This is a genomic window from Gemmiger formicilis, assembly GCF_016900095.1.
Classification (GTDB): domain Bacteria; phylum Bacillota; class Clostridia; order Oscillospirales; family Ruminococcaceae; genus Gemmiger; species Gemmiger formicilis_A.
On the sequence record NZ_JACJJP010000031.1, the window covers coordinates 15,813 to 38,193 of the forward strand.

General features: G+C 65.2%; 20 protein-coding genes and 1 pseudogene. 13 read left to right on the forward strand and 8 right to left on the reverse strand.

Going from position 1 to position 22,381, the window contains the following annotated elements:
- Positions 1 to 88 precede the first annotated feature (88 nt).
- The 3 genes from H6B15_RS12640 (at position 89) to H6B15_RS12650 (ending at position 2,193) form a co-directional block, all read left to right on the forward strand.
- On the forward strand, positions 89 to 298 hold the full coding sequence (locus tag H6B15_RS12640; protein ID WP_204648364.1) for a hypothetical protein: 210 nt from the start codon (positions 89 to 91) through the stop codon (positions 296 to 298).
- Positions 299 to 317: 19 nt separating this feature from the next.
- Positions 318 to 686, forward strand: coding sequence for a hypothetical protein (locus H6B15_RS12645; RefSeq protein ID WP_204648365.1), 369 nt, complete (start codon positions 318 to 320; stop codon positions 684 to 686).
- Positions 687 to 792: 106 nt separating this feature from the next.
- Entirely contained in the window at positions 793 to 2,193 is a 1,401-nt protein-coding gene (locus tag H6B15_RS12650) for an MATE family efflux transporter (RefSeq protein WP_204648366.1), read from the forward strand.
- A 46-nt stretch (positions 2,194 to 2,239) separates the two neighbouring features.
- Here H6B15_RS12650 and H6B15_RS12655 read toward each other — a convergent pair.
- The 3 genes and pseudogenes from H6B15_RS12655 to H6B15_RS12670 all read right to left on the reverse strand — a co-directional run bounded on the left by H6B15_RS12655 (position 2,240) and on the right by H6B15_RS12670 (position 5,199).
- Positions 2,240 to 3,591 (reverse strand): annotated as a pseudogene (locus H6B15_RS12655) (MATE family efflux transporter).
- 88 nt (positions 3,592 to 3,679) lie between these two features.
- Complete coding sequence (locus H6B15_RS12665; RefSeq protein ID WP_204648369.1) at positions 3,680 to 4,102, reverse strand: MarR family winged helix-turn-helix transcriptional regulator; 423 nt, start codon at positions 4,100 to 4,102, stop codon at positions 3,680 to 3,682.
- A 56-nt stretch (positions 4,103 to 4,158) separates the two neighbouring features.
- On the reverse strand, positions 4,159 to 5,199 hold the full coding sequence (locus H6B15_RS12670) for an alcohol dehydrogenase (protein ID WP_204648370.1): 1,041 nt from the start codon (positions 5,197 to 5,199) through the stop codon (positions 4,159 to 4,161).
- Between the two features lie 312 nt (positions 5,200 to 5,511).
- On the opposite strand from H6B15_RS12670, the gene H6B15_RS12675 reads away from it, so the two are divergent.
- From H6B15_RS12675 to H6B15_RS12700, 6 genes are all read left to right on the forward strand, one after another.
- Entirely contained in the window at positions 5,512 to 6,252 is a 741-nt protein-coding gene (locus H6B15_RS12675; protein ID WP_204648371.1) for a LytR/AlgR family response regulator transcription factor, read from the forward strand.
- Positions 6,249 to 7,541, forward strand: coding sequence for an ATP-binding protein (locus H6B15_RS12680; RefSeq protein ID WP_204648372.1), 1,293 nt, complete (start codon positions 6,249 to 6,251; stop codon positions 7,539 to 7,541). Before H6B15_RS12675 ends, H6B15_RS12680 begins: the two co-directional genes overlap by 4 nt.
- Positions 7,534 to 7,833 carry a Spo0B domain-containing protein gene (locus tag H6B15_RS12685; RefSeq protein WP_204648373.1) on the forward strand — a complete coding sequence of 100 codons (300 nt, stop codon included), beginning with the start codon at positions 7,534 to 7,536 and terminating at the stop codon, positions 7,831 to 7,833. Before H6B15_RS12680 ends, H6B15_RS12685 begins: the two co-directional genes overlap by 8 nt.
- Before the next feature lie 159 nt (positions 7,834 to 7,992).
- Complete coding sequence (locus H6B15_RS12690) at positions 7,993 to 8,478, forward strand: MarR family winged helix-turn-helix transcriptional regulator (RefSeq protein WP_204648374.1); 486 nt, start codon at positions 7,993 to 7,995, stop codon at positions 8,476 to 8,478.
- Positions 8,479 to 8,481: 3 nt separating this feature from the next.
- Entirely contained in the window at positions 8,482 to 10,659 is a 2,178-nt protein-coding gene (locus H6B15_RS12695) for an ABC transporter ATP-binding protein (protein ID WP_204648375.1), read from the forward strand.
- Between the two features lie 2 nt (positions 10,660 to 10,661).
- Positions 10,662 to 12,467, forward strand: a complete 1,806-nt coding sequence (locus H6B15_RS12700) for an ABC transporter ATP-binding protein (RefSeq protein ID WP_204648376.1) — start codon at positions 10,662 to 10,664, stop codon at positions 12,465 to 12,467.
- A 68-nt stretch (positions 12,468 to 12,535) separates the two neighbouring features.
- On the opposite strand, the gene H6B15_RS12705 is transcribed toward H6B15_RS12700, so the two are convergent.
- From H6B15_RS12705 to H6B15_RS12725, 5 genes are all read right to left on the reverse strand, one after another.
- Positions 12,536 to 13,219: a carboxymuconolactone decarboxylase family protein gene (locus H6B15_RS12705; protein WP_204648377.1), complete on the reverse strand. Its 684-nt coding sequence runs from the start codon at positions 13,217 to 13,219 to the stop codon at positions 12,536 to 12,538.
- A 177-nt stretch (positions 13,220 to 13,396) separates the two neighbouring features.
- Positions 13,397 to 14,230, reverse strand: a complete 834-nt coding sequence (locus H6B15_RS12710) for a TrmH family RNA methyltransferase (RefSeq protein ID WP_204648378.1) — start codon at positions 14,228 to 14,230, stop codon at positions 13,397 to 13,399.
- A gap of 66 nt (positions 14,231 to 14,296) precedes the next feature.
- On the reverse strand, positions 14,297 to 15,217 hold the full coding sequence (locus H6B15_RS12715) for a type I phosphomannose isomerase catalytic subunit (RefSeq protein ID WP_204648379.1): 921 nt from the start codon (positions 15,215 to 15,217) through the stop codon (positions 14,297 to 14,299).
- A gap of 6 nt (positions 15,218 to 15,223) precedes the next feature.
- The gene (locus H6B15_RS12720) at positions 15,224 to 16,930 is read right to left on the reverse strand and encodes a phospho-sugar mutase (RefSeq protein ID WP_204648380.1); all 1,707 of its coding nucleotides are present in this window, start codon (positions 16,928 to 16,930) and stop codon (positions 15,224 to 15,226) included.
- An 86-nt stretch (positions 16,931 to 17,016) separates the two neighbouring features.
- Positions 17,017 to 18,120 (reverse strand): hypothetical protein, encoded by a 1,104-nt coding sequence (locus H6B15_RS12725; RefSeq protein WP_204648381.1) that lies wholly within the window; start codon positions 18,118 to 18,120, stop codon positions 17,017 to 17,019.
- 181 nt (positions 18,121 to 18,301) lie between these two features.
- Between H6B15_RS12725 and H6B15_RS12730 the strand changes: the two genes are divergently transcribed.
- From H6B15_RS12730 to H6B15_RS12745, 4 genes are all read left to right on the forward strand, one after another.
- Complete coding sequence (locus H6B15_RS12730) at positions 18,302 to 19,474, forward strand: glycosyltransferase family 4 protein (RefSeq protein ID WP_204648382.1); 1,173 nt, start codon at positions 18,302 to 18,304, stop codon at positions 19,472 to 19,474.
- Complete coding sequence (locus H6B15_RS12735; RefSeq protein WP_204648383.1) at positions 19,462 to 20,109, forward strand: TVP38/TMEM64 family protein; 648 nt, start codon at positions 19,462 to 19,464, stop codon at positions 20,107 to 20,109. Before H6B15_RS12730 ends, H6B15_RS12735 begins: the two co-directional genes overlap by 13 nt.
- A gap of 17 nt (positions 20,110 to 20,126) precedes the next feature.
- Entirely contained in the window at positions 20,127 to 21,128 is a 1,002-nt protein-coding gene (locus tag H6B15_RS12740; RefSeq protein WP_204648384.1) for a glycosyltransferase family 4 protein, read from the forward strand.
- Between the two features lie 76 nt (positions 21,129 to 21,204).
- Complete coding sequence (locus tag H6B15_RS12745; protein ID WP_204648385.1) at positions 21,205 to 21,861, forward strand: HD domain-containing protein; 657 nt, start codon at positions 21,205 to 21,207, stop codon at positions 21,859 to 21,861.
- The last annotated feature ends 520 nt before the right edge of the window (positions 21,862 to 22,381 follow it).

A 22,381-nucleotide genomic window follows, 5' to 3' on the forward strand; every position in this document is an offset into this window, starting at 1 on the left:
TCCAAACAAACCCCAAGCAAAACCCGCCTATACTGATGCCGTCAACGGGGGAAAGCCCCCGGAACCACAACAATGGGAGGTTTTGTCCATGAGCAGCTACAGACTCAAGCCCGGTCCTTTGGGCCGGTGGGTGGTAAAGGCCTACAAGGGGGTGGAAGAGCGGTTCACCCGCGCCTTTCTGGCCCCGGACGGGTCGCTGAAAACCGGCGGCATGGCCCCGGCGGTGACAGGGGCTTACCGGAAGGTGGAGTCCGCCTTTGTGAGGGCCTTTCTGGAAAAGACCGACGACCAACACTGAGAGAAAAGAGAGGGTACTTATGAAAAAGAAGGATTTTGTTTCGCTGATTCTGAGCACGGTGGGGGGCATTCTCTTTGCCCTGGGGGTCTGCATGGCCCTGCTGCCCGACTGGGGCATGATGCCCCAGGGCATTGTCATCGGCCTGGTGGGGGCGGCGGTGCTGCTGACCATGGTGCTGGTGCGCCGCAAGATGGACGGCAAGCCCGCCATCGTCTTCAACGCCCGGACCATCGGCATCACCCTGCTGGGGGTGGCCGGGGCCATGGTGCTGGGGGTAGGTATGTGCATGTGCATGATCTGGGAGATGATGGCCCCCGGCATTGCGGTGGGCATTGTGGGCCTGGTGCTGCTGCTGTGCCTGATTCCCTCCATCCGCGGCCTGGAATAACACCCCGAGGGGTCATCTTCCCACAAGCAGGGAAAATGTGGTATACTGAAAGTTACCATTTCTTTTGCCTTTTTCGGCAAATCCCTGTTTCTGAGGAGATGACCCCATGTTGTTTCACAACCAACCCCACCCCCACGGCGGCGGGCAGGTGGATTTTTCCAAAGGGGACGTGCGGCGCAGCGTGCTGGCCGTGGCGGCGCCCATGCTGGTGGCCCAGGTGCTGAACCTTTTGTACAACATCGTGGACCGCATCTACATCGGCAAGCTGCCCGGGGAGGGCACCCTGGCCCTGGCGGGGCTGGGGCTCTGCTTTCCGGTGATCACCCTGGTCACCGCCTTCGCCAACCTCTTCGGGGTGGGCGGGTCTCCCCTGTGCTCCATCGCCCGGGGCGAGGGTGACCACGACCGGGCCCGGCGGATCATGTCCAACGCCTACTTCATGCTGCTGGTCTGCGGGGTGGGGCTGACGGTGCTGGGCATCGCCTTCCACAAGCCCATCCTCTACCTGCTGGGCGCCAGCGACGAGACCTACCCCTACGCCGCCTCCTACATGGTCATCTACCTGCTGGGCACCGTCTTTGTCATGACCTCCCTGGGCCTCAACCCCTACATCAACTGCCAGGGCTTTGCCAAGACCGGCATGCTCACCGTGCTGCTGGGGGCGGCGGTGAACATCGCCCTGGACCCCATCCTGATCTTCGGCTGCGGGCTGGGGGTGCGTGGGGCGGCCATCGCCACCGTGTTTTCCCAGGGGCTTTCGGCCCTGTGGGTGCTGCGGTTCCTCACCGGCCCCAAAACCGAGCTGCGGCTGCAGTTCCGGGGCTTCCGGCCCGACTGGGGCTGTGTGCGCCGGATCGTGGCCCTGGGCACCTCCAGCTTTGTCATGTCCTTCACCGACAGCCTGGTCCAGGTGGCCTGCAACGCCACCCTGCGCACCTTCGGCGGGGACCTGTACATCAGCGTCATGACCGTCATCAACTCGGTGCGGCAGATCGCCCAGACCCCGGTTATGGCCCTGTCCGACGGCGCCTCCCCGGTCATCAGCTATAACTACGGCGCCCGCAGCGTGCCCCGGGTGCGCAAGGCCATCCGGTTCATGACCCAGCTGGGCTTCGCCTACACCCTGCTCATCTGGGGCTGCATCAGCCTCTTCCCTTCCCTCTTCATCATGATCTTCAACCAGGACCCCGACCTGCTGGCCGCGGCGGTGCCCTCGCTGCACATCTACTTCTTCGGCTTCGTGATGATGGCCTTCCAGTTCTCCGGCCAGAGCGTCTTCAAGTCGCTGAACAAGGCCAAGATGGCCATCTTCTTTTCCCTGTTGCGCAAGGCGGTCATTGTGGTACCCCTGACCCTGATCCTGCCCCATCTGGCGGGGCTGGGGGTCAACGGCGTCTTTCTGGCCGAGCCCATCTCCAACGTCATCGGCGGCCTGGCCTGCTACCTGACCATGCGCCGCACCGTCATGCCGGAACTGTCCGCCATGGAAGCGGCACAGAAAGGCTGAATATCCGCAAAAACGCCCCGGACCTTTTCGGTCCGGGGCGTTTGGCTTATACAGCGGGCAGTTTTTGGTACATCCGGCGCTGTTCCTGCCACACCAGCACCAGGGAAAGGACGGTGGCCAGCAGGTCGCTGATGGGCTGGGCGAAGAAGATGCCGTTGATCTGCCACACCAGGGGCAGCAGATACAGGAAGGGCACCAGGAACAGAACCTGCCGCAGCAGGGAGATGAGCACCGAGGGCACGGGGCGGTTGATGGACTGGAAGAAGGTGGTGGCCAGCATGACGAAGCCCAGCACCGGGGTGATACAGAAGTTGATGCGCAGGCCGGTCACGCCGATGTCAAACATCTCCTGGGTGCCGCCGAAGGCGGCCAGGATCTGGCGGGGGAAGAAGAGCACGGCCAGCCAGATCACGCAGGTGACCCCCACCGACAGGCCGGTGGCCAGCCAGAAGGTGCGCATGACCCGTTTGTGGTTGCCGCATCCGTAGTTGTTGCCCAGGATGGGCTGGATGCCCTGGCTGATGCCGCTGGCGGGCATGATGACGAAGGTCATGATGCTGGAGATGACGGCGTAGACGCTGATGGCAATGTCGCCGCCGTAGCGGCCCAGCTGGCTGTTGTACACCAGGCTGATGAAGCCCATGGCCATCTGGGCCACCCAGAAGGCGAACCCGCAGGACAGGATATTGCCGCACAGCCGCTTCTGGGGGCGGAAGATGGCCGGGGAGACCCGCACCAGGGTGTGGCCGCCCAGCACCAGAAAGGCCCCGAACCCGGCGGAGAGCATCTGGCCGATGACGGTGGCGGTGGCGGCGCCCACCACGCCCCAGTCAAAGACGATGATGAACAATGCGTCCAGCAGGATGTTGGTCAGCGCCCCGATGCCGGTGACGCACATGCCCAGGATGGGCTTGCCGGACACCCGCACGAAATCGCAGAAGAGCTGGGACAGTCCCTGGAACAGGCAGCCCAGGGCCACGATGCGGTAATACTGAATGGCGTAGGGGTAGGCGGTTTCGGTGACGCCGAAGAGCTGCAGCAGCGGGTCGGGGAAGAGGAGCAGAAAGACGGTGAGCAGCACCTCGAAACCGCAGACCAGCACAAAGGCGTTGCCGAAAGCCCGGTTGCGCCGGTCGATTTCCCCCTGGCCGGAAAAGAGGCTGAAGAAGGTGGAACCCCCGGCGCTGCACATGAGCCCGAAGGCCATCATCATGTAGGAAAGGGGAAACACACCGACAGCCCTGCCAGGGCGGAGGTGCCGTTGAAATTGCCCACAAACATGCGGTCCACGATGTTGTAGATGGCGGTGATGAGCAGGGACACCGCCGCCGGCACCGAAAAGCGCAGGATCATGGGCAGCAGCGGTCCGTTGCGGTAGTCCACCTGGGTGTTGTGCATGGAAAAAGCTTCCTGAATTTTAGTTTCCTAAGTATCAGGGCCGGCAAAAGGCCGCCGGGGGCGCTGTGCCCCACCGGCAGCCGATGGGTCAGGGGATGTTTTTGAGCATCTGCTCCATGACCCGCAGAAAGGTCTCCAGATCGTCGGGGTCCACCCCTCTGGTGAGCTCAGCTTCCAGGGCGCGGATGTCCTCCATGACCGCGTCCTTGTAGGCCAGCCCCTTGGGGCAGACCACGATGCGCTTGCGGCGGGCGTCCCCGGGCATGGCTTCCCGGCGGATGAGGCCCTCCCGCTCCATCTTCTGCAGCAGCTGGGTGGCGGAGGAGGGGCGCAGGGAGTACTCCTCCTCCACGTCCTTCTGGAACACGTCCCCGGTCTGGGCCAGCAGAAAGTGCAACACCTTGCCCTGGGCCCCGCTCATCTGCCCTTTGGTGGAAAAGGCGTCCATCTTGCGGCGCAGCTTGTTGGAAAGCTTGCTCACATACCGGGCGGCGTGGCGGTCGTGTTCCATGGAATCCCCCTCCCAAATACTTAGTTACCTAAGAATAGTGCATTTTTCCCGCCCTGTCAAGGGGTGTTCTCAATGGCCACCTTGATGACCTTGTCCCGCCGGTGCTCAAACAGATCATAGGCGGCCTCGATCTCCCCCAGCGGGAAGGTGTGGGTGATGAGGGGGGTGGTGTCGATCTTGCCCGCGGCAATCAGGTCCAGCGTCTCTTTGCAGCGGCAGCCGTCCACCCCGCCGGTCTTGAAGATCAGGTTCTTGCCGTACATATCCGGCAAAGGCAGGGTCTGGGGCGTGTCGTACATGGCCACGACGGTGACCACCGCGTTGGGACGGGCACATTCCCATGCCAGGCGGAAGGTCTCCGCGGTGCCCGCCACCTCCAGCACCGCATCCGCCCCGCCGTGGTCGCTGTGGGCCCGCACAAATTCCGGCAAGCCTTCCGGCCCCACGGCGAGGACATCGGGGTAATGGGCCCGCACAAAGGCCAGCCGGTCGGGGTCCTTTTCACAGACGATGATCCGCCCCGGCTGTTTCAGCTGCACGCAGGCCAGGGTGCACAGGCCGGTGGGCCCGGCGCCCAGGATGAGCACCGTGTCCCCCGGGTGGATCTCCCCGATGTCCGCCGCCCAGTAGCCGGTGGCCAGCAGGTCCCCCACAAACAGGGCCTGGCGGTCGGTGACAGAATCGGGGATCCGGGTCAGGCCGGTGTCGGCGTGGGGCACCCGCACATACTCCGCCTGGCCGCCGTCGATGCGGCAGCCCAGGGCCCAGCCCCCGTCGGGGTCGGTGCAGTTGTTCACCCAGCCGTGGCGGCAGAAGAAACAGTCCCCGCAGTAGGTCTCCACGTTCACCGCCACCCGGTCCCCGGGGCGCACGTTGGGGACGGCGGGGCCGGTTTCCTCCACCACCCCCACCATCTCGTGCCCCAACGTGATGCCCGGCACCGCCCGGGGCACAAACCCGTGCTTGATGTGCAGGTCACTGGTGCAGATGCTGGACAGGGTCACCCGGACAATGGCGTCCCGGGGGTCCCGCAGGGTGGGGCGGTTTTTTTCCCGCAGTTCAAAACGTCCCTTTTCCACATAGGTATAGGCCAGCATAGGGCAGGCTCCTTTCCGGTGCTTTTTTCTTTGAGTGTACCACGCCCGGCGCCTTTGGGCAACGGAAAAAGCGCCGTCGGGCGGATGGTCCTTTCCGCCCGGCGGCGCCGGAGAGCGTAGCGCGTCACATCACGCGATACCCCGTTTCAGTGTAGTCTTTGGGGCGGGCAACTGCCAGCGGCAGCGCAAAACCGGTGGATTTTGGTGCAAAACCGGCGGATTTTGGCCCGACGGGGGCGGGCGGATATGGTATAATAGCTACAATCCCTGTAATTTTCCGGAAACGTATGCCGAAAGAAGGAGCGTGGACCCATGTCCGTTGCCCAATTCATGCCGGTGGCCGTGTGCGACGACGACCCCCGCTTTGCCGCCCAGGTCTGCCGGGTGCTGGACCGGTGTCTGGAACAGACACCCCACCGCATCGACCTGTTCACCGAGCCGGAGGACCTGCTGCAGGCGGCCCGGGAACATCCCTTTGCCCTGGCGGTGCTGGACATCCAGATGCCCCGGCAGGACGGCATCTCCCTGGCGGAGGAACTGCTGGCCCTGCGCCCGGCCTGCCGGGTGCTGTTTCTCACCGCCTACATCGCCTACTGCCAGGACGTGTACCAGGTGCCCCACCTGGCCTTTGTGCTGAAAAGCGAGATGGAACAGCGCCTGCCCGCGGCTCTGGACCGGCTGCACGCCCGGCCGGTGCCCCACGGCGGCGCCCTGGCGGCGGGGATGCCGGGGGCGGCCCGGCTGGTGCCCCAGAACAGCATCATCTACCTGGAACGGCGGGTGCGCACCACCTGGATCCACACCCTGGACGGCCCGGTGACCGTGCCCGAAAAGCTGGAGGCGGTGCTGCAGCGGCTGGACCCGGTGGCCTTCTGCCAGACCCACAAGAGCTTTGCGGTGCACTGGCTGTACGCCGAACGGTACGACCGCACCGCCATCCGGCTGTCCGGCGGGGTGACGGTGCCCATCAGCCGGGCCCACGCAGCGGCGGTGCGGCGCAGTTTTCTGCGCTACACCGAAACCCTGCTACCCCCCGCGGAGGCTGCCCCATGATCGACTTTTTCACCGTTCTCCTGCTCTTTCCCGCCTACTTTCTCTCGCTGTACACCCCCCGGTTTGCCCTTTCCTTCCGGCCGGGGCGGGTGTATTCCCTGGGATTCACGGCCTATGTCTTCGCCATCGGCCTGTGCAAGACGGTGCTGGATTTCCGCTGGCAGGTCTACGGCACCGGACAATCGGCCTCCTTCCTGCTCAGCGTGGTCATGTCCTTCACCCTGCCGGCGGCGTACTATCTCTGCTTCGGGGGAGACCGCTACTGGCGCACCGGGCTGATCCTGCCCTTTGTCTGTCTGCAGAACCTGCTGCTCTTCCCCGCCTTTCTGCCCATCATGCACCTGGTGGCTCCCCTGACCTGGGGGCTGGTGCTGCCCATTGTGGGCATCTTTTACCTGGGCATGGCCTACACCACCGTCCTCACCGTGCTGGCCCTGCGCCGGGGCCGCCCCTTGTTTGAAGCCCTGCCCCGGCATGTCCGGGCCTTTGTGGCGGTGGCCTCCCCGGTGGGATACCAGCTCATGAACCTGCAGCAGCTGATCACCGTGCTGTATTACGGCGGCCGCACCCGGGAAGTGTGGATCATAGGGTGTTTCGGCATCCCCTACATTGCCATGCTGGCCCTGCTGATGAGCTGGTATTCCCACCGGCAGAGCGAGCAGGCCCTGGGGTATGCGGCGGCCCGGGAACAGATGCAGCAAAACGCCCTGCAGGCCGAGCGCCACACCCGGGAAACCCTGCGGCAGATGCAGTCTCAACAGCGGCAGCACCTGCTGCGGGTGCAGGACCTGCTGGAACATGGCTGTCCCGACCGGGCGCTGGAGGAGCTGCGCACCCTGACCCGGGACACCGGCAGCCCCCGGCTGCGGTACGCCGACAACCCGGTGGCGGACGTGGCTTTGGCGGACGCCGCCCGGCGCTGCGCCCAGTACGGGCTGGAACTGCACATCGACGGCACCCTGCCCCGGCAGTGCACCCTGCCCCCGGTGGACCTGGCCAGCCTGCTGTACAACCTGCTCAGCAACGCGGTGGCCTCGGCGGCGGCCGCGTCCCGCCCGGCGGCGGTGGAGGTGCATTTCCGCACCATGGCGGGGCGGCTGTGCGTGACGGTGCGCAACCCGGTGGGCGGCAACGCCCCCCGCCGGGGTCCCGACCACGGGTTCGGCATGCGGATCCTGCGGGAGATCACCGCCCGCCACGACGGCAGCTACACCCTGGACATCCGGGAGGGCCGGGCCACCGCCGTGGCCATGGTCAGTCTGCCCGAAAGGGGGCAGGACGATGGCTGACATCCAGCTGCCCCTGGTTCCCATCCTGATGGCCAACCTGGCCCTGGCCCTGCTGGCCCTCTTCTTCTGGCTGCGCACCCGCCACACCCGGCAGGAGCTGGCGGACATCACCGCCCAGGAGCGCCACCTCTACCGTATGCTGCAGGAGGAGATGCACGACCTGGAAACCCTGCGCATGGCCCGCCACGACGCCCGCAACCAGCTGACCATGCTGCAGGGCTTTCTGGAACGGGGAGAGACCGAACAGGCCCTGGACTATGTGCGGGAACTGACCCGCTCCACCACCGAATGACCCACACCCCGGCTTTCCGCAAGGAAGGCCGGGGCGTTTTTTGTGGACTTTGTGAATAATTTCCAAACAAATTTTGTATCATCTTGCGGCGGGCTCCAAAAGGGGCTATAATGCAACACACGTTAATTATTAACTATAGTAAAATAAAGGAGGCTGGGAATGGATTCCAACGAAACCCTCATGGCCCGGGAGCTGTTCCACCAGATCATGCAGACCCGGCGCAGCCTGCACGCGGGCCTGGCCGACGTGCTGGACGACGCCCCCCGCTGCCATTTCGACATGCTGCACCGGCTGTACACCATCATCCGGCGCAGCGGCCGGGACGGGGCGGTGTCGGTGTCCGAGCTGACCTGCCGGATGTACGATTCGCCCCAGGCGGTGTCCCGGGCGCTGCGGATTCTGGAAAAGGACGGTCTGATCCAGCGCACCGCCGACCCCAAGGACCGGCGCAAGACCATTGTGCGTCTGACCGAGGAAGGCTGCCGGGCCCACGAGCGCTGCGAACAGGCGGTGACGGCCTACGCCTTTGCGGTGGCCCGGCGGCTGAGCCCGGACACCCTGCGCAGCTTTACCCAGGACCTGGTGCTGTTTGCCCAGGCCGTGGAGGAGGAGAACGAGGCGCGCCGCGCCGGAAAGGACGACTGACCCATGGGGAAAATTTTCCGTCTGCTGGGCAGGCACTGGAAAGCCTGCCTGGCCATCTTTGCCCTGTTGCTGCTGCAGGCCTGGTGTGACCTGAGCCTGCCGGGCTACACATCGGACATTGTGGACGTGGGCATCCAGATGGGGGGCATCGAGAGCACCCTGCCCCAAACGGTGCGGCAGGACACCCTGACCGCCCTGGAATGGCTCATGCCCGAGGAGGACGCCCGGCTGGCCGAAGCCGCCTACACCCCCGCCGACGGGCAGGGGCTGCGCACCCTGGCGGCGGACAAAGCCGACCGCGCCGCCCTGGAGGAGGCCTTTACCACCCCGGATATGGTGCTGTACGCCATGGCCACCGGCCAAAGCGGCACCGATGCCCCCGGCCTGGACGGGGCGGTGGCCATGATCAACGCCCTGGGCAGCGGCGGGCAGGAGGAAACCCTGCGCGCCGGGATCCAGCAGCAGATGGCCGGGGTGCTGGGTCAGATGGACCAGAGCACCCTGGACACCATGAGCAGCCAGGCCATGCTGCTGGTGCGCCTGGAATACGAGGCTCAGGGCATTGCCGGGCAGGTGCAGATGCACTATCTGCTCTTCAAGGGGGCCCAGATGCTGGGCCTGACCCTGCTGCTGGCGGCCTGCGCCGTGGCCGTGGGCTTTCTGGCCAGCCGGACCTCGGCGGGCATCGGGCGGGATCTGCGCCAGAGCGTCTTCAAGAAGGTGGTCAGCTTTTCCACCGCCGAGACCGACCGCTTCTCCACCGCCAGCCTGATCACCCGGTCCACCAACGACATCCAGCAGATCCAGATGGTCTGCGTCATCCTGCTGCGCATGGTGTTCTATGCCCCCATCCTGGGCATCGGCGGCGTGGTCCGGGTGGCCCAGACCGGCAGCAGCCTGAGCTGGATCATCGCCCTGGCGGTGGCGGCGCTGCTCAGCGTCATGGGGGTGCTCATTGCCATCGCCATGCCCAAGTTCAAGGTCATGCAGAAGAAGGTGGACCGCCTGAACCTGGTCAGCCGGGAAATCCTCACCGGCATCATGCCCATCCGGGCCTTCAGCCGGGAAAAATTTGAGGAAGACCGCTTCGACGGGGTGAACAAGGACCTGATGCAGACCCAGCTGTTCACCAACCGGGCCATGGCGGGCATGATGCCCTTCATGACCGTGATCATGAACGGCACCACCCTGCTCATCGTCTGGTTCGGCGCCAGGGCCATGGACCTGGGCACCATGCAGGTGGGCGGCATCATCGCCTTCATCACCTACACCATGCAGATCGTCATGTCCTTCCTGATGCTGACCATGGTGGCCATCATGCTGCCCCGGGCCGGGGTGGCCGCCGACCGTGTGTTTGAGGTGCTGGAAACCGAGCCCACCATCCACGACCCCGCCGCCCCCGCCGACACCAAAAACCATGTGTGGACCGGCCGGGTGGAGTTCGACCATGTAAACTTCCGGTATCCGGGGGGCGACACCGACGCGCTGGAGGACATCACCTTCACCGCCGAGCCGGGGCAGACCACCGCCATCATCGGGGCCACCGGCTGCGGCAAAAGCACCCTGCTGAACCTGATTCCCCGCTTCTTTGACGTCACCGCAGGCCATGTGCGCCTCGACGGCATCGACGTGCGGGATCTGCCCCAGGCCGAGCTGCGCGCCCTGCTGGGCTATGTGCCCCAGAAGGGGGTGCTGTTCAGCGGCACCATCGACAGCAACCTGAAATTCGGCGGGCCGGACATCACCGACGAAACCGCCCGCAAGGCCGCCGCCATCGCCCAGGCCACCGACTTCATCGAGGCCAAGCCCGAAGGGTATGAAAGCCCCATCGCCCAGGGCGGCACCAACGTGTCCGGCGGGCAGAAACAGCGGCTGTCCATCGCCCGGGCCATTGCCAGGAACCCCAAAATCTATCTGTTCGACGACAGTTTTTCCGCTCTTGACTTCAAGACCGACGTGGCGCTGCGCCGGGCGCTGAAAAAGGAGACCGGCGACGCCACCGTGATCATTGTGGCCCAGCGCATCTCCACCGTGCTGCACGCCAACCAGATCCTGGTGCTGGAGGAGGGCCGCATTGTGGGCAAGGGCACCCATGCCCAGCTCATGCAGAGCTGCCCCACCTACCAGGAGATTGCCCGCAGCCAGCTGAGCCAGAAAGAACTGGGCCTGGGAGGTGAATGAGTATGCCGAGAATGAGACGTTCCACCGAAAAAGCCAAAGATTTCAAGGGCACGGTGCGCCGCCTGCTGGCCGAGATGGCCCGCTACCGCCTGGCATTGGCGGTGGTGATGGTGTTCGCGGTGCTCTCCACCGTCTTCAACATTGTGGGCCCCAAGATTCTGGCCAAGGCCACCACCGCCCTGGCCACCGGATGGGTGGCCCAGATCACCGGCACCGGCGGCATCGATTTTGCCTATATCGGCCGGATTCTGCTGCTGCTGTTGGGCATCTACCTGCTCAGCGGCGGGTTCAGCTTTGTGCAGTACTGGCTGATGAGCGGCGTGAGCCAGAAGATGTGCTACGATTTCCGCCGCCAGATCAGCGAAAAGATCAACCGCCTGCCCCTGGCCTACTTTGAAAAGCGCACGGTGGGCGAGGTGCTGTCCCGCATCACCAACGACGTGGACACCATGGGCCAGTCGCTGAACCAGTGCGTGACCCAGCTGATCACCAGCGTGACCACCATGGTGGGCGTGCTGGTCATGATGCTGTCCATCAGCCCGGCCATGACCGGTATTGTGCTGCTGATTCTGCCTGTGAGCCTGATTCTGGTGCTGTGCGTGGTGCGCATCAGCCAGAAATACTTCAAGCAGCAGCAGGCCACCCTGGGCGTGGTCAACGGCCAGGTGGAGGAGGTATATTCCGGCCAGACGGTGGTCAAGGCCTTCAACCGGGAAGCCGCCGTGCTGGCGGACTTTGACGCCGCCAACGGCCGGCTGTACGAATCCGCCTGGAAGAGCCAGTTTTTGTCCGGCCTGATGCAGCCGGTGATGAACTTTGTGGGCAACCTGGGATACGTGGCGGTGGCCATTGTGGGCAGCATCTTTGCGGCCAACGGGCAGATCACCGTGGGCGACATCCAGGCTTTCATCCAGTATGTGAAGAACTTCACCCAGCCCATCCAGCAGCTGGCCCAGGTGTCCAACATGCTGCAGAGCATGGCCGCCGCGGCGGAGCGGGTGTTTGAGTTCCTGGCCGAGGAGGAGGAAGACCAGCACGCCGCCGGTACCCCCGCCGACCCCGCCCTGATCAACGGGCAGGTCACCTTCGACCATGTGCGCTTCAGCTACACCCCCGACAAGACCATCATCCGGGATTTCTCCTGCACGGTACAGCCCGGCCAGAAGGTGGCCATCGTGGGGCCCACCGGCGCGGGCAAAACCACCATCGTCAAGCTGCTCATGCGGTTCTATGACGTGAATTCCGGCCGCATCCTGCTCAACGGCCACGACGTGCGGGAGTTTGACCGCTCCCCCATGCGGGAAGGGTTCGGCATGGTCCTGCAGGACACCTGGCTGTTCCAGGGCACCATCATGGAGAACATCCGCTACGGCCGCCTGGACGCCACCGACGAGGAGGTCATGGCCGCGGCCAGGGCCGCCAAGGCGGACCACTTCATCCGCACCTTGCCCGGCGGGTACAACATGGTCATCAACGAGGAGGCCAGCAACGTGAGCCAGGGCCAGAAGCAGCTGCTGACCATCGCCCGGGCCATCCTGGCGGACAACCGCATCCTGATCCTGGACGAAGCCACCAGCTCGGTGGACACCCGCACCGAAGAGCAGATCCAGGCCGCCATGGACAACCTGATGCGCGGGCGCACCAGCTTCGTCATCGCCCACCGCCTGTCCACCATCAAGGACAGCGACCTGATCCTGGTCATGCGGGACGGCGACATTGTGGAGCAGGGCACCCACGACCAGCTGCTGGAGCAGGGCGGCTTCTACGCCGACCTGTACAACAGCCAGTTCGAGGATGTGAGCGTGTAATTTTTTCCCTGCAAGCAGCAACCCCCGCCCGGGGCACCCGGGCGGGGGTTGTTTTTTCAGTTTGTTTTTCAGTTCTGGGCGTTTTTGATGCAGCTCAGGGCGTTGAGGCTGCGGGGGTACCCGATGTAAGGCAGGCAGTTCAGCACCACCTTGGTCAGGAAGCCGGCGTCGTTGCCCAGGTTCATGTTGCCCCTGGCGTGGGCGGTGAGCTGGGGTTCGCAGCCGCCCTGGGCGGCCAGGAAGCAGAAGGTGATGAGCTCCCGCTGGCGCAGGTCCAGGCCGGTGCGGGTGTAGTAATCCCCGAAGCAGTTGGCCCCCAGCCACCGGTTGACGGTGCCCTGGCGCCAGGCTTCCCGCATGCCCTCGCCAAAGATGGTCACCTGGGCGTCCACACCCTTTTCCAGCCGGGTTTCGGGGGTGGTGGTGGACTGGGCGGGCAAGGGCAGCGCCACCCCCCGGGCGGTGAGCACCTCATTGACGGCGTCCACAAAGGGCAGCACCCGGCCCAGGCCCAGGTAGTCCACCCCCTGGTAGACCAGTTCCTTGGCCATCACCGGGGTGAGCCCGGCGCCCAGGGCTTCGGGCAGAACCCGCTTGAAGAGTTCCACCCCCTGGCAGCCCACCAGGGTGGCCAGCACGGCCAGGCTCCGGGTGACGGGGTCCAGGGCGCAGTCCGGGTCTTCGGCCACCTCATGGCGGGCAAAAGCTTCGGCAAGGGCGGCCCATTCCGGGTCGGTACGGCGGTAATCCATACAGAACACTTCCTTTGAAGATGATTTTCTGTCTGTATTGTACCCCCGGACGGGGGCCTATGTCCACTGCCTGGTTTGTATGGCCCGCCATGCTCTGCGGGCATAGCAATTTCCCCGGAACCATCCGCCGGTCCCGGGGGAATTTTTCTTGTCTTAATTTATACAGTCTGTATTATTTTACAGATTCTTTCCGCACAGCTGCCAGAAGGCCACCGCCCCCGCCGCGGCCACGTTGAGGGAATCCACCCCCGGCCGCATGGGGATACGCACGGTGTACCGGCACCGGGCGATGGTGTCGGGGGCCAGGCCGTCCCCCTCGGTGCCCAGCACCATGGCCAGGCGGGGTTCGGCGGCCAAGCGTGGGTCATCGATGCGCAGGGAGTTTTCGTTGAGCGCCAGGGCCGCCGTGGCAAAGCCCATCCCTTCCAGCCGGGTTAGCCCCCCTTCGGGCCAGTCCTCCTTGTGCTCCCCCAGCCGGGCCCAGGGCACCACAAACACCGTGCCCATGCTCACCCGCACCGCCCGGCGGCACAGAGGGTCGCAGCAGGAGGGGCTGAGCAGCACGGCGTCCACCCCCATGGCCGCCGCCGACCGGAACACCGCCCCCACGTTGGTGGAATCCACGATGTTTTCCAGCACCGCCACCCGCCTTGCCTCCTTGCAGATGTCCTCGGCCTGGCGGGGAGCCGGGCGGGCCATGGCGCACAGCACCCCTCTTGTCAGGGTATAGCCGGTGAGGGTGGCCAGCAGATCCCGGTCCCCGGTGTACACCGGCACGTCCGGGCAGCGGGCCAGCACCGGGGCGGCGGGGCCGTCGATCTGGCGGCGCTCCATGAGAAAGGCCAGGGGGGTGCACCCGGCATCCAGGGCGCTGGTGATGACCTTGGGGCTTTCGGCAATGAAAAGGCCGTGGGCGGTCTCGGTGCTGGACCGCAGCTGGGCTTCGGTCAGGCGGGCAAAGGGGGCCAGTTCGGGGGCGTTCAGGTCCCGGATTTCCTGGATGAGGGGCATGGCGTTCTCCTTTTCTTGACAAAACAAAACCGCCCGGCGGGGCCGGGGCGGCTTGCAAAAACGGGCTTACACCCGGGTGTACAGGGTGCGCAGGGTGCCTTTGACGGCAAAGGGGCCGCTGTTGGCGGTGAGGAAGACGCTATCCCCCTTCTGCACGGCCAGGGTCTGGCCGCCGCAGGTGACGGTGCCGGCCCCTTCCACCACCAGCAGGGAGACAAAGCTTTCCGGCCCGGCGGTGGCGGTGAAATCGTTTTCCATCACATCCACCGTGAAGTATTCGCACCGGGCCATATGGCCGCCGAAGTCCTGCTCCGCGGGCGGTTGGCAGCGGGTGACGGCCAGGGCCTGGGGAATGTGCAGCGCCCGGGGCTTGCCGTCAGCGCCCACCCGGCCGTAATCGTAGATGCGGTAGGTCACGTTGGAGCTCTGCTGGATTTCGGCCAGAACGATGCCGTGGCAGATGGCGTGCAGGGTGCCCGCCGGAATGTAGAACACATCCCCCTTGTGCACCGGGGCGACGTTGAGCACCTCCAGCAGGGTATTGTCCCGGATGCGACGCTCAAACTCTTCCTTGGAGATTTCGTGGTCGAAGCCGTAGTAGAGGAACGCCCCGGGCTCGCAGTCCAGGATGTACCACACCTCGGTCTTGCCGTACTGGTGCTCGTGTTCCAGGGCGTAGGCATTGTCCGGGTGCACCTGGATGGACAGGTTGCCCTTGGCGTCGATGAACTTGGTCAGGATGGGGAACTGCTCAAACCGGCGGCAGTGGGTGCCCAGAATCTCCCAGCCCTGTTCCTCGATATATCGGGTCAGGGTCTTGCCGTCCTCCGGCCCGCCCGCAATGGTGGAGGGTCCGTCGGGATGGCAGGAGAGCACCCAGGCTTCGGCCAGGGGATGCAGGTCGCTGTCAATGCCGTAATCGGTGCGCAGGCGGGACCCGCCCCACAGATAATCCTTGCAGCTGGGGCGGAGCTTGAACATAGCCATGGTGTTTTATCCTTTCATGAATCGGGCGGCGGCGTCGGCCAGGGCGGCGTTGACGGCGTCGGCTTCGGTCTCGTCGGCGCCCACGGCGGACAGATAGACCTTCATCTTGGGTTCGGTGCCGGAGGGCCGCACCATGAACTTGTGGCCTCCCGCCAGATGGAATTCCAGCACGTCGGCCCGGGGCAGGCCGTTATGCCCGCCGGGCAGGTTGTAGTCCACCGTCTCTTCCACCCGGTAGTTCCCGATGGCGGCGGGGGGATTGTCCCGCAGGCGGGCCATGAGCTGCTGCATGGTGTGCATGCCCCGCTCCCCCTCAAAGGCAAAGGAGCGCTGGGCGTTGCGGTAGCAGCCGAATTCCCCGCAGAGCTCGTGCAGGGCGTCCAGCAGAGTCATTCCCCGGCGGGCGTACCAGGCGGCGGCTTCGCAGACCAGCAGGGCCGCGTTGACCCCGTCCTTGTCCCGCACGTAGCTGCCGGACAGGTAGCCGTAGCTTTCCTCAAAGCCGAAGATGAACCGCTCGGGGTGGCCCTCGGCTTCCAGTTTGCCGATCTGCTCCCCGATGAACTTGAACCCGGTGAGGGTGCGCCGCAGCTCCACCCCGTATTTCCGGGCCACCGGTTCGGCCATGTCGGTGGACACGATGGTGGTGCAGGCCACCGGATGGGCGGGCATGGTGCCCCGCACGATCCGGGTGCGGCAGACATAATCCAGCAGGATGACCCCCAGTTCGTTGCCGGTGATCAGCCGGTAGTCCCCCGCCCCGTCGGGCACCGCGATGCCCACCCGGTCACAGTCGGGGTCGGTGCCCAGCAGCAGGTCGGGGTGGACCCGGCGGCAGAGTTCCAGGCCCTTTTCCATGGCCTGGCGGATCTCCGGGTTGGGGTAGGGACAGGTGGTAAAATTCCCGTCCGGGTCCTTCTGTTCGGGGACCACCGTCATGTTGGTGACCCCCAGCTTGTCCAGCAGCCGGGAAACACACTCCATCCCGGTGCCGTTGAGGGGGGTGTACACCAGTTTCAGGTCGGCAATGCCGGTGCCGTCTCCCACCCGCTGGTCGTACACCGCCTGGAGATAGGCGTCCAGACAGCTTTCCTCAATGAGGCGGATGCTGCCTGCGGCCAGGGCTTCGCCGTAGTCCGCGGCCCGCACCCCGGTGAACAGGTCCACCCCCTGGATGGCCTGCTGGATGGCTTTGGCGGCTTCCAGGGTGATCTGGCAGCCGTCGGTGCCGTAGACCTTGTAGCCGTTGTACTGGGCGGGGTTGTGGCTGGCGGTGAGGCAGACCCCCGCCCCGCAGCCCAGATACCGCACCGCCCAGGACAGGGCGGGGGTGGGTTCCAGCCGGGGATAGAGGTACGCGGTGATGCCGTTGGCCGCCAGCACCCGGGCGGTGTGCCGGGCAAACAGCTGGCTTTTGTGGCGGCTGTCGTAGGCGATGGCCACCCGTTTGGGCAGGGCGGCGGCGTTCAGATAGTCGGCCAGGCCCTGGGTGGCCTTGCCCACGGTATAGACGTTCAGGCGGTTGGTGCCCGCGCCGATGATCCCGCGCAGGCCGCCGGTGCCGAAGGACAGGTCCCGGTAGAACCGGTCGCTGATCTCTTCGGGGTCATGGGCCACGGCGCGCAGCTCTTCGGCCAGGTCGTCGGGCAGGCCGGGCTGGGACAGCCAGGCCCGGTAGCGGGTCTCGATGGTATTCACGGTGTACTCTCCCATGGAATGTGATAGATGGTTTTGTCAGGGCTTTATTATACCACAGATTGCACAAAAACGCAGCCGCATTTTTGCCAAAGGGTCCCGGCTCAGAAAATGCCCAGGCCCCGGGCCACGATGGTGATGAAGTCCTGCACATTGGTGACCATGGTGGTGGCCGAAAGGCTGCCCCGGTCCAGCAGCTTGTTCACCACAAATTCGTCAGCGTCCACCGTGTACAAAAACACCGGGCGGACGGTGCCGTCGGGAAGGACCCGGTAGGAGGGGGTCATGTTGCCCGCGGCGATGGTGTGCAGCATGGTGGCCAGGCAGATGACGGTGGTGGCCTTGCGAATGAGCCCCCGCATGGCCGCCTGCCCAGCGTAGGCATCCCCCACCACCTCGGGCAGGGGGCCGTCGTCCCGGATGGAACCGGTGAGCACAAAGGGCACCTGGTTTTTCACACAGGCATACATGATGCCGTTGTCGATGCGGTGTTTTTCGATAAAGGCGGGGATGGAACCGCAGCGGCGCACCTCGTTGATCACGTCCAGGTGGTTGTAGTGGCCGCCGGGGCGGCATTCCTGGGTGTAGATGTCCTGGCCCAGGGCGGTGTGGAAATAGGCCCCTTCCAGGTCGTGGGTGGCCAGGGCGTTGCCCGCCAGCAGGCCGTGGGCGTAGCCGTGGTCGATCATGGCCTGCATGGCCGCCCGGGCGTCGGCGTCAAAGGAGAAGGCCGGCCCCATGACCCAGACGATGTTGCCGTGGTCCCGCTCATACCGCAACAGGGCCATGAGCCGGTCGTAGTCCCGGCCGTAGGCGGTTTCCCGGCTGCGGCCCTGGCGGAAGACAAACCGGTCCCGGTTTTCCGCCCCCGGCTCGGCAAAGCCGTGGGTGTGCAGATAGATGCCCTGCTCCCCCTTTTCGGTGCGGCCCAAGGCCACCAGGTCCCCTTTGCGCAGGTTGCGGTTTTCCACCACCGCCAGGCTGCCGTCCGGGCGCAGCACCACGCTGGAATCCATCCGGCTTTCGGGGGCCAGGGTCCAGCGGCCCTGGATCTTGAAGTATTCCGGGTACATGGAGGTGCTGTGGAAGCCCTCCGGCGCCACCCCGTCGGCCTCGGCGGGCTGCCACCGGGCGTCCGGGGCCGAAGCCAGGGCGGGAAGGGTGAAGTCCGGTTCCCGGTATACCGGCATGGTGAAGGTACGGTTCATGACAATCTCTCCCCTCTGCTCTTTTTCTCTACTGTAGCATGGCCGGTGCGCCTTGTCGACACGGGAGATGAACTTTTTGTTACGGAGTTGTAAAAATCCCCCATCCCTGCCAAATTCAGGCAGCCACCGGCGTCTTTGTGGACAAGAAGCAAAAATCCAACGCCCAAGGAGGGGTTTTACGATGAAGATCCTGCTCACGTCCGATTGGTATATTCCCGCCGTCAACGGGGTCGTCACCTCGCTGCTGGCCCTGCGCCGCCAGCTCACCCGCCAGGGGCACGAAGTGCGGGTGCTCACCCTGTCCGGCAGCCTGCACAGCCATCAAGAGGAGGGCGTCTACGCCCTGGGCTCGGTGGATGCGGGGATGATCTATCCCGGCGCCCGGCTGCGGGCCCCCGAGGGGGATGCCCTGATCCGGGAGCTCATCGCCTGGGGGCCGGACATCGTCCATTCCCAGTGCGAGTTCAGCACCTTTGCCCCCGCCCGGCGCATCGCCAAAGCCTGCGGGGTGCCCCTGGTGCACACCTACCACACGGTGTATGAGGACTATACCCATTATTTCTCTCCCAGCCGCCGCTGGGGCAGGACCCTGGTGCGGGGCTTCACCCGGAGCATCGCCGCCCGGTGCGACGCCCTGTTTGCCCCCACCCGCAAGGTGCAGAACCTGCTGCTGGGCTATGAGGTGCCCTGCCCGGTGTACACCCTGCCCACCGGCATCGACCTGGCCCGGTTCCGGGTGGACCGGCGGGAAGGTCTGTGGCTGCGGGACACCCTGGGCATTCCCCAGAACCGGCCGGTGCTGCTGTTTCTGGGTCGCCTTGCCCGGGAAAAGAACCTGGACGCCCTGCTGGAGGTGGCAGCGGCGGTGCCGGACACCACCCTGCTGGTGGCGGGGGATGGCCCCGACGGCGCCCGGTTCCGGGCCGAGGCGGAAAGCCGGGGGCTGGATGTGGTGTTCGGCGGCATGGTAAACCCCAAGGACGTGCCGGTGTGGTACGCGGCGGCGGATGTGTTCCTCAGCGCCTCCACCAGCGAGACCCAGGGCCTGACCTACCTGGAAGCGCTGGCAGCGGGGCTGCCGGTGATCTGCCGGGCAGACCCCTGCCTGGACGGGGTGGTGCAGAACGGGGTGAACGGGTACCAGTGCCCGGACGCCGCCGCCATGGCCGGACGCACCGCCGCCATGCTGGCGGACCCGGAAGCCCTGGGGGCCATGAGCCGCCGGGCCCGGGCCGGGGCCGGGGCTTTCTCGGAAGAAAATTTTGCCCGCCGGGCGGCGGCGCTGTACCGGCAGCAGATTCTGCTGCACGGCGCCGCCCCGGTTTTGGAAAGGAGCGCTGTATGGACCGCGTGAGAAACAATCCCTTTGCCTTTGTACGGGCCTGCGGCCGCTGGCTGCGGGACACTTTGCGCAACCCCTTCCAGCTGATTTCGGTGCTGGGGCTGCTGGTCTGCCTGGTGGCGGGCGTCTGGATGTGGAAAAACGGCCTGCTCACCTCCCGGCAGGCGCTGGAGCAGTTCCTGGAACCCTACGGGCCCTGGGCCGCGGTGCTGTTTGTGGCCTTCCAGGCGGTGCAGGTGGTGGTGCCCATCCTGCCCGGCGGGCTGGGCTGTCTGGCCGGGGTGGTGCTGTTCGGGCCGTGGTACGGCTTTGTGTTCAACTATATCGGCATCTGCGCCGGGTCGCTGGCGGCCTTCGCCATCGCCCGCAGCTGCGGCCGGTCCCTGCTTTACCGGATGTTCTCCCAGTCCCTCATCGACAAATACGACCGCTGGACCACCGAGGGCGGCCGCTTTACCCGGTGGCTGGCCTTTCTCATCTTCATTCCGGTGGCGCCGGACGACTATCTCTGCTTTCTGGCCGGGACTACCACCATGCGGTTCCGGGTGTTTGCGGCCATCATCTTTCTGTGCAAACCCGCGGCCATTGCAGCCTACAGCCTGGGCCTGACCCTGGTGTTTCAGCGGGTGCTGGGCCTGTGGGCCTGAAAAGGAGGTTTTCCCACATGCGTGTTCATCTGTATACCGGTTCCCTGGACGCGGTGCGCCGCAGCGGGGTGGGCCAGGCCGTGGCCCACCAGCGGGCCATGCTGGAAAGCGCCGGGGTGGAAGTGACCGAATCCTGGGACACCCCCGCCGACGCAGTGCACATCAACACGGTGCTGCCCGACGCCCCTCTGGCCGCCCTGCGGGCCCGCCGCCGGGGAGAAAAGGTGGTGTACTACGGCCATTCCACCATGCAGGATTTCCGGGATTCCTTTGTGGGGTCCAACCTGCTGGCGCCGCTGTTCAAGCGGTGGCTCTGCCTGTGCTACGGGTTGGGGGACATCGTCCTCACCCCCACCCCCTACGCCAGGGGCATTCTGCAGACCTACGGCCTGCCCTGCCCGGTGCGGGCCATGTCCAACGGGGTGGATACCGGCTTTTTTGCCCCCGACAAGGCCCGGGGCGCGGCTTTCCGCCGCAAGTACCGCCTGTCCGACGACCAGAAGGTGGTGGTGAGCGCCGGGCATTTCATGCAGCGCAAGGGAATTCTGGAGTTCATCGCCCTGGCCCGGGCCCTGCCCCTGGTGGAATTTTACTGGTTCGGCTACACCCCGCCCGCCCTGGTGCCCGCCCCGGTGCGCCGGGCCATGGCCGCCGCCCCGGACAACCTGCATTTTGCGGGGTTTGTGACCCAGGCCGAGCTGCGGGACGCCTACTGCGGGGCGGATCTGTTCTGCTTCTGCAGCCATGAGGAGACCGAGGGCATTGTGGTGCTGGAAGCCCTGGCCTGCGGGGTGCCGGTGCTGTTGCGGGACATTCCGGTGTACGAGGGCTGGCTGACCGACGGGGTGAACGTGTACAAGGCGGCGGACGACGCCGGGTTTGCGGCCAGGGCCGAGGGCATCCTGACCGGGACGCTGCCGGACGTGACCGCCGCCGGGCGGGCGGTGGCCGAAGCCCGCAGCCTGCCCCGGATGGGCCAGGCCCTGTGCGGGGTGTACCGGGAGCTGTGCCCGGCATAATTGACGCAAAATTTACTTGTGTCCGGCCCTGCCTGCGTGGTATGCTGGAAGCAGTACCGCAAAGGAGGGCTTGCCCATGTCCGTCACCCTGGAACAGGTCAAACACAACGAGGAAGTGAACACCTACATCCGCAAAGCCGACGAGAGCCTGCGGGCGCTGGGCTTCACCGAGCACAGCTTTGCCCATGTGGGTCGGGTTTCGGCCCTGGCCAGCCAGATTCTGGTCACCCTGGGCTACGACGCCCGCACCGCCGAGCTGGCGGCCATTGCCGGGTGGCTGCACGACATCGGCAACGTGGTCAACCGCATCGACCACGCCCAGAGCGGGGCGGTGATGGCTTTCCGTATTCTGGACAAGATGGGTTTTCCCCCTGAGGAGACGGCCACCATCATCACGGCCATCGGCAACCACGACGAGGGCACGGCCTTCCCGGTGAACGCGGTGGCTGCCGCCCTGATCCTGGCGGACAAGACCGACGTGCGGGCCAACCGGGTGCGCAACATCGACCCCGCCACCTACGACATCCACGACCGGGTGAATTCCTCGGTGCGGGAATCGAAAGTCACCCTGGAAAACGGCGAGGTCCGGCTGACCTTGACCATCGACACCCAGATGTGCGCGGTGATGGATTATTTCGAGATCTTCCTGGACCGGATGATCCTGTGCCGCAAGGCCGCCGAGGCCCTGGGCCAGAAGTTTGCTTTGGTCATCAACGGACAGCGGATTCTGTAATACCTTTGCAAGGACAGGTTTGGGCCTGTCCTTTTTTGTTTTGCAGGCAAGGCAGCCAAAGGCTCCCCTGTGTAAGGGGAGCTGGCGCCGAAGGCGACTGAGGGGTTGGAGACTTGAAGGTACTGCCCGATAACGGAAAATCAGGCAGGGTTTACAACCCCTCCGCCGCTGCGCGGCACCTCCCCTTACACAGGGGAGGCTTTCCGGACGCGGCATTTAAAAAATCTTCCTTGCTCAGGTCCCCCAGGACCTGAGTAGGCCGTCGGTAGGTGGCCGCACTCCCAACGGGGCAAAGTCTCTCACCCAACCATTGGCCGCTGTGCGCGGCCGACCGATTAAGGAACCAACACTTCGTGTTGTTTTTTGTATCGTGCCATGGCACGATACAAAAAGCCGCAGCCCTGGTCGGCGTCCACCGCGTCGAAACGGTGGGACTTTTCGCTTCCTTTTGGTCACAAAAGGAAGGACTAAACGGCTGCCTGCCGTTCCCCAAGCAGCCGCCCCCTCCCCGGGCAAAAAA

Coding starts and splice junctions, on each gene's coding strand:
- H6B15_RS12640 (WP_204648364.1), top strand. CDS start 89: ATGAGCAGCTACAGACTCAAGCCCGGTCCTTTGGGCCGGTGGGTGGTA.
- H6B15_RS12645 (WP_204648365.1), top strand. CDS start 318: ATGAAAAAGAAGGATTTTGTTTCGCTGATTCTGAGCACGGTGGGGGGC.
- H6B15_RS12650 (WP_204648366.1), top strand. CDS start 793: ATGTTGTTTCACAACCAACCCCACCCCCACGGCGGCGGGCAGGTGGAT.
- H6B15_RS12665 (WP_204648369.1), bottom strand. CDS start 4,102: ATGGAACACGACCGCCACGCCGCCCGGTATGTGAGCAAGCTTTCCAAC.
- H6B15_RS12670 (WP_204648370.1), bottom strand. CDS start 5,199: ATGCTGGCCTATACCTATGTGGAAAAGGGACGTTTTGAACTGCGGGAA.
- H6B15_RS12675 (WP_204648371.1), top strand. CDS start 5,512: ATGTCCGTTGCCCAATTCATGCCGGTGGCCGTGTGCGACGACGACCCC.
- H6B15_RS12680 (WP_204648372.1), top strand. CDS start 6,249: ATGATCGACTTTTTCACCGTTCTCCTGCTCTTTCCCGCCTACTTTCTC.
- H6B15_RS12685 (WP_204648373.1), top strand. CDS start 7,534: ATGGCTGACATCCAGCTGCCCCTGGTTCCCATCCTGATGGCCAACCTG.
- H6B15_RS12690 (WP_204648374.1), top strand. CDS start 7,993: ATGGATTCCAACGAAACCCTCATGGCCCGGGAGCTGTTCCACCAGATC.
- H6B15_RS12695 (WP_204648375.1), top strand. CDS start 8,482: ATGGGGAAAATTTTCCGTCTGCTGGGCAGGCACTGGAAAGCCTGCCTG.
- H6B15_RS12700 (WP_204648376.1), top strand. CDS start 10,662: ATGCCGAGAATGAGACGTTCCACCGAAAAAGCCAAAGATTTCAAGGGC.
- H6B15_RS12705 (WP_204648377.1), bottom strand. CDS start 13,219: ATGGATTACCGCCGTACCGACCCGGAATGGGCCGCCCTTGCCGAAGCT.
- H6B15_RS12710 (WP_204648378.1), bottom strand. CDS start 14,230: ATGCCCCTCATCCAGGAAATCCGGGACCTGAACGCCCCCGAACTGGCC.
- H6B15_RS12715 (WP_204648379.1), bottom strand. CDS start 15,217: ATGGCTATGTTCAAGCTCCGCCCCAGCTGCAAGGATTATCTGTGGGGC.
- H6B15_RS12720 (WP_204648380.1), bottom strand. CDS start 16,930: ATGGGAGAGTACACCGTGAATACCATCGAGACCCGCTACCGGGCCTGG.
- H6B15_RS12725 (WP_204648381.1), bottom strand. CDS start 18,120: ATGAACCGTACCTTCACCATGCCGGTATACCGGGAACCGGACTTCACC.
- H6B15_RS12730 (WP_204648382.1), top strand. CDS start 18,302: ATGAAGATCCTGCTCACGTCCGATTGGTATATTCCCGCCGTCAACGGG.
- H6B15_RS12735 (WP_204648383.1), top strand. CDS start 19,462: ATGGACCGCGTGAGAAACAATCCCTTTGCCTTTGTACGGGCCTGCGGC.
- H6B15_RS12740 (WP_204648384.1), top strand. CDS start 20,127: ATGCGTGTTCATCTGTATACCGGTTCCCTGGACGCGGTGCGCCGCAGC.
- H6B15_RS12745 (WP_204648385.1), top strand. CDS start 21,205: ATGTCCGTCACCCTGGAACAGGTCAAACACAACGAGGAAGTGAACACC.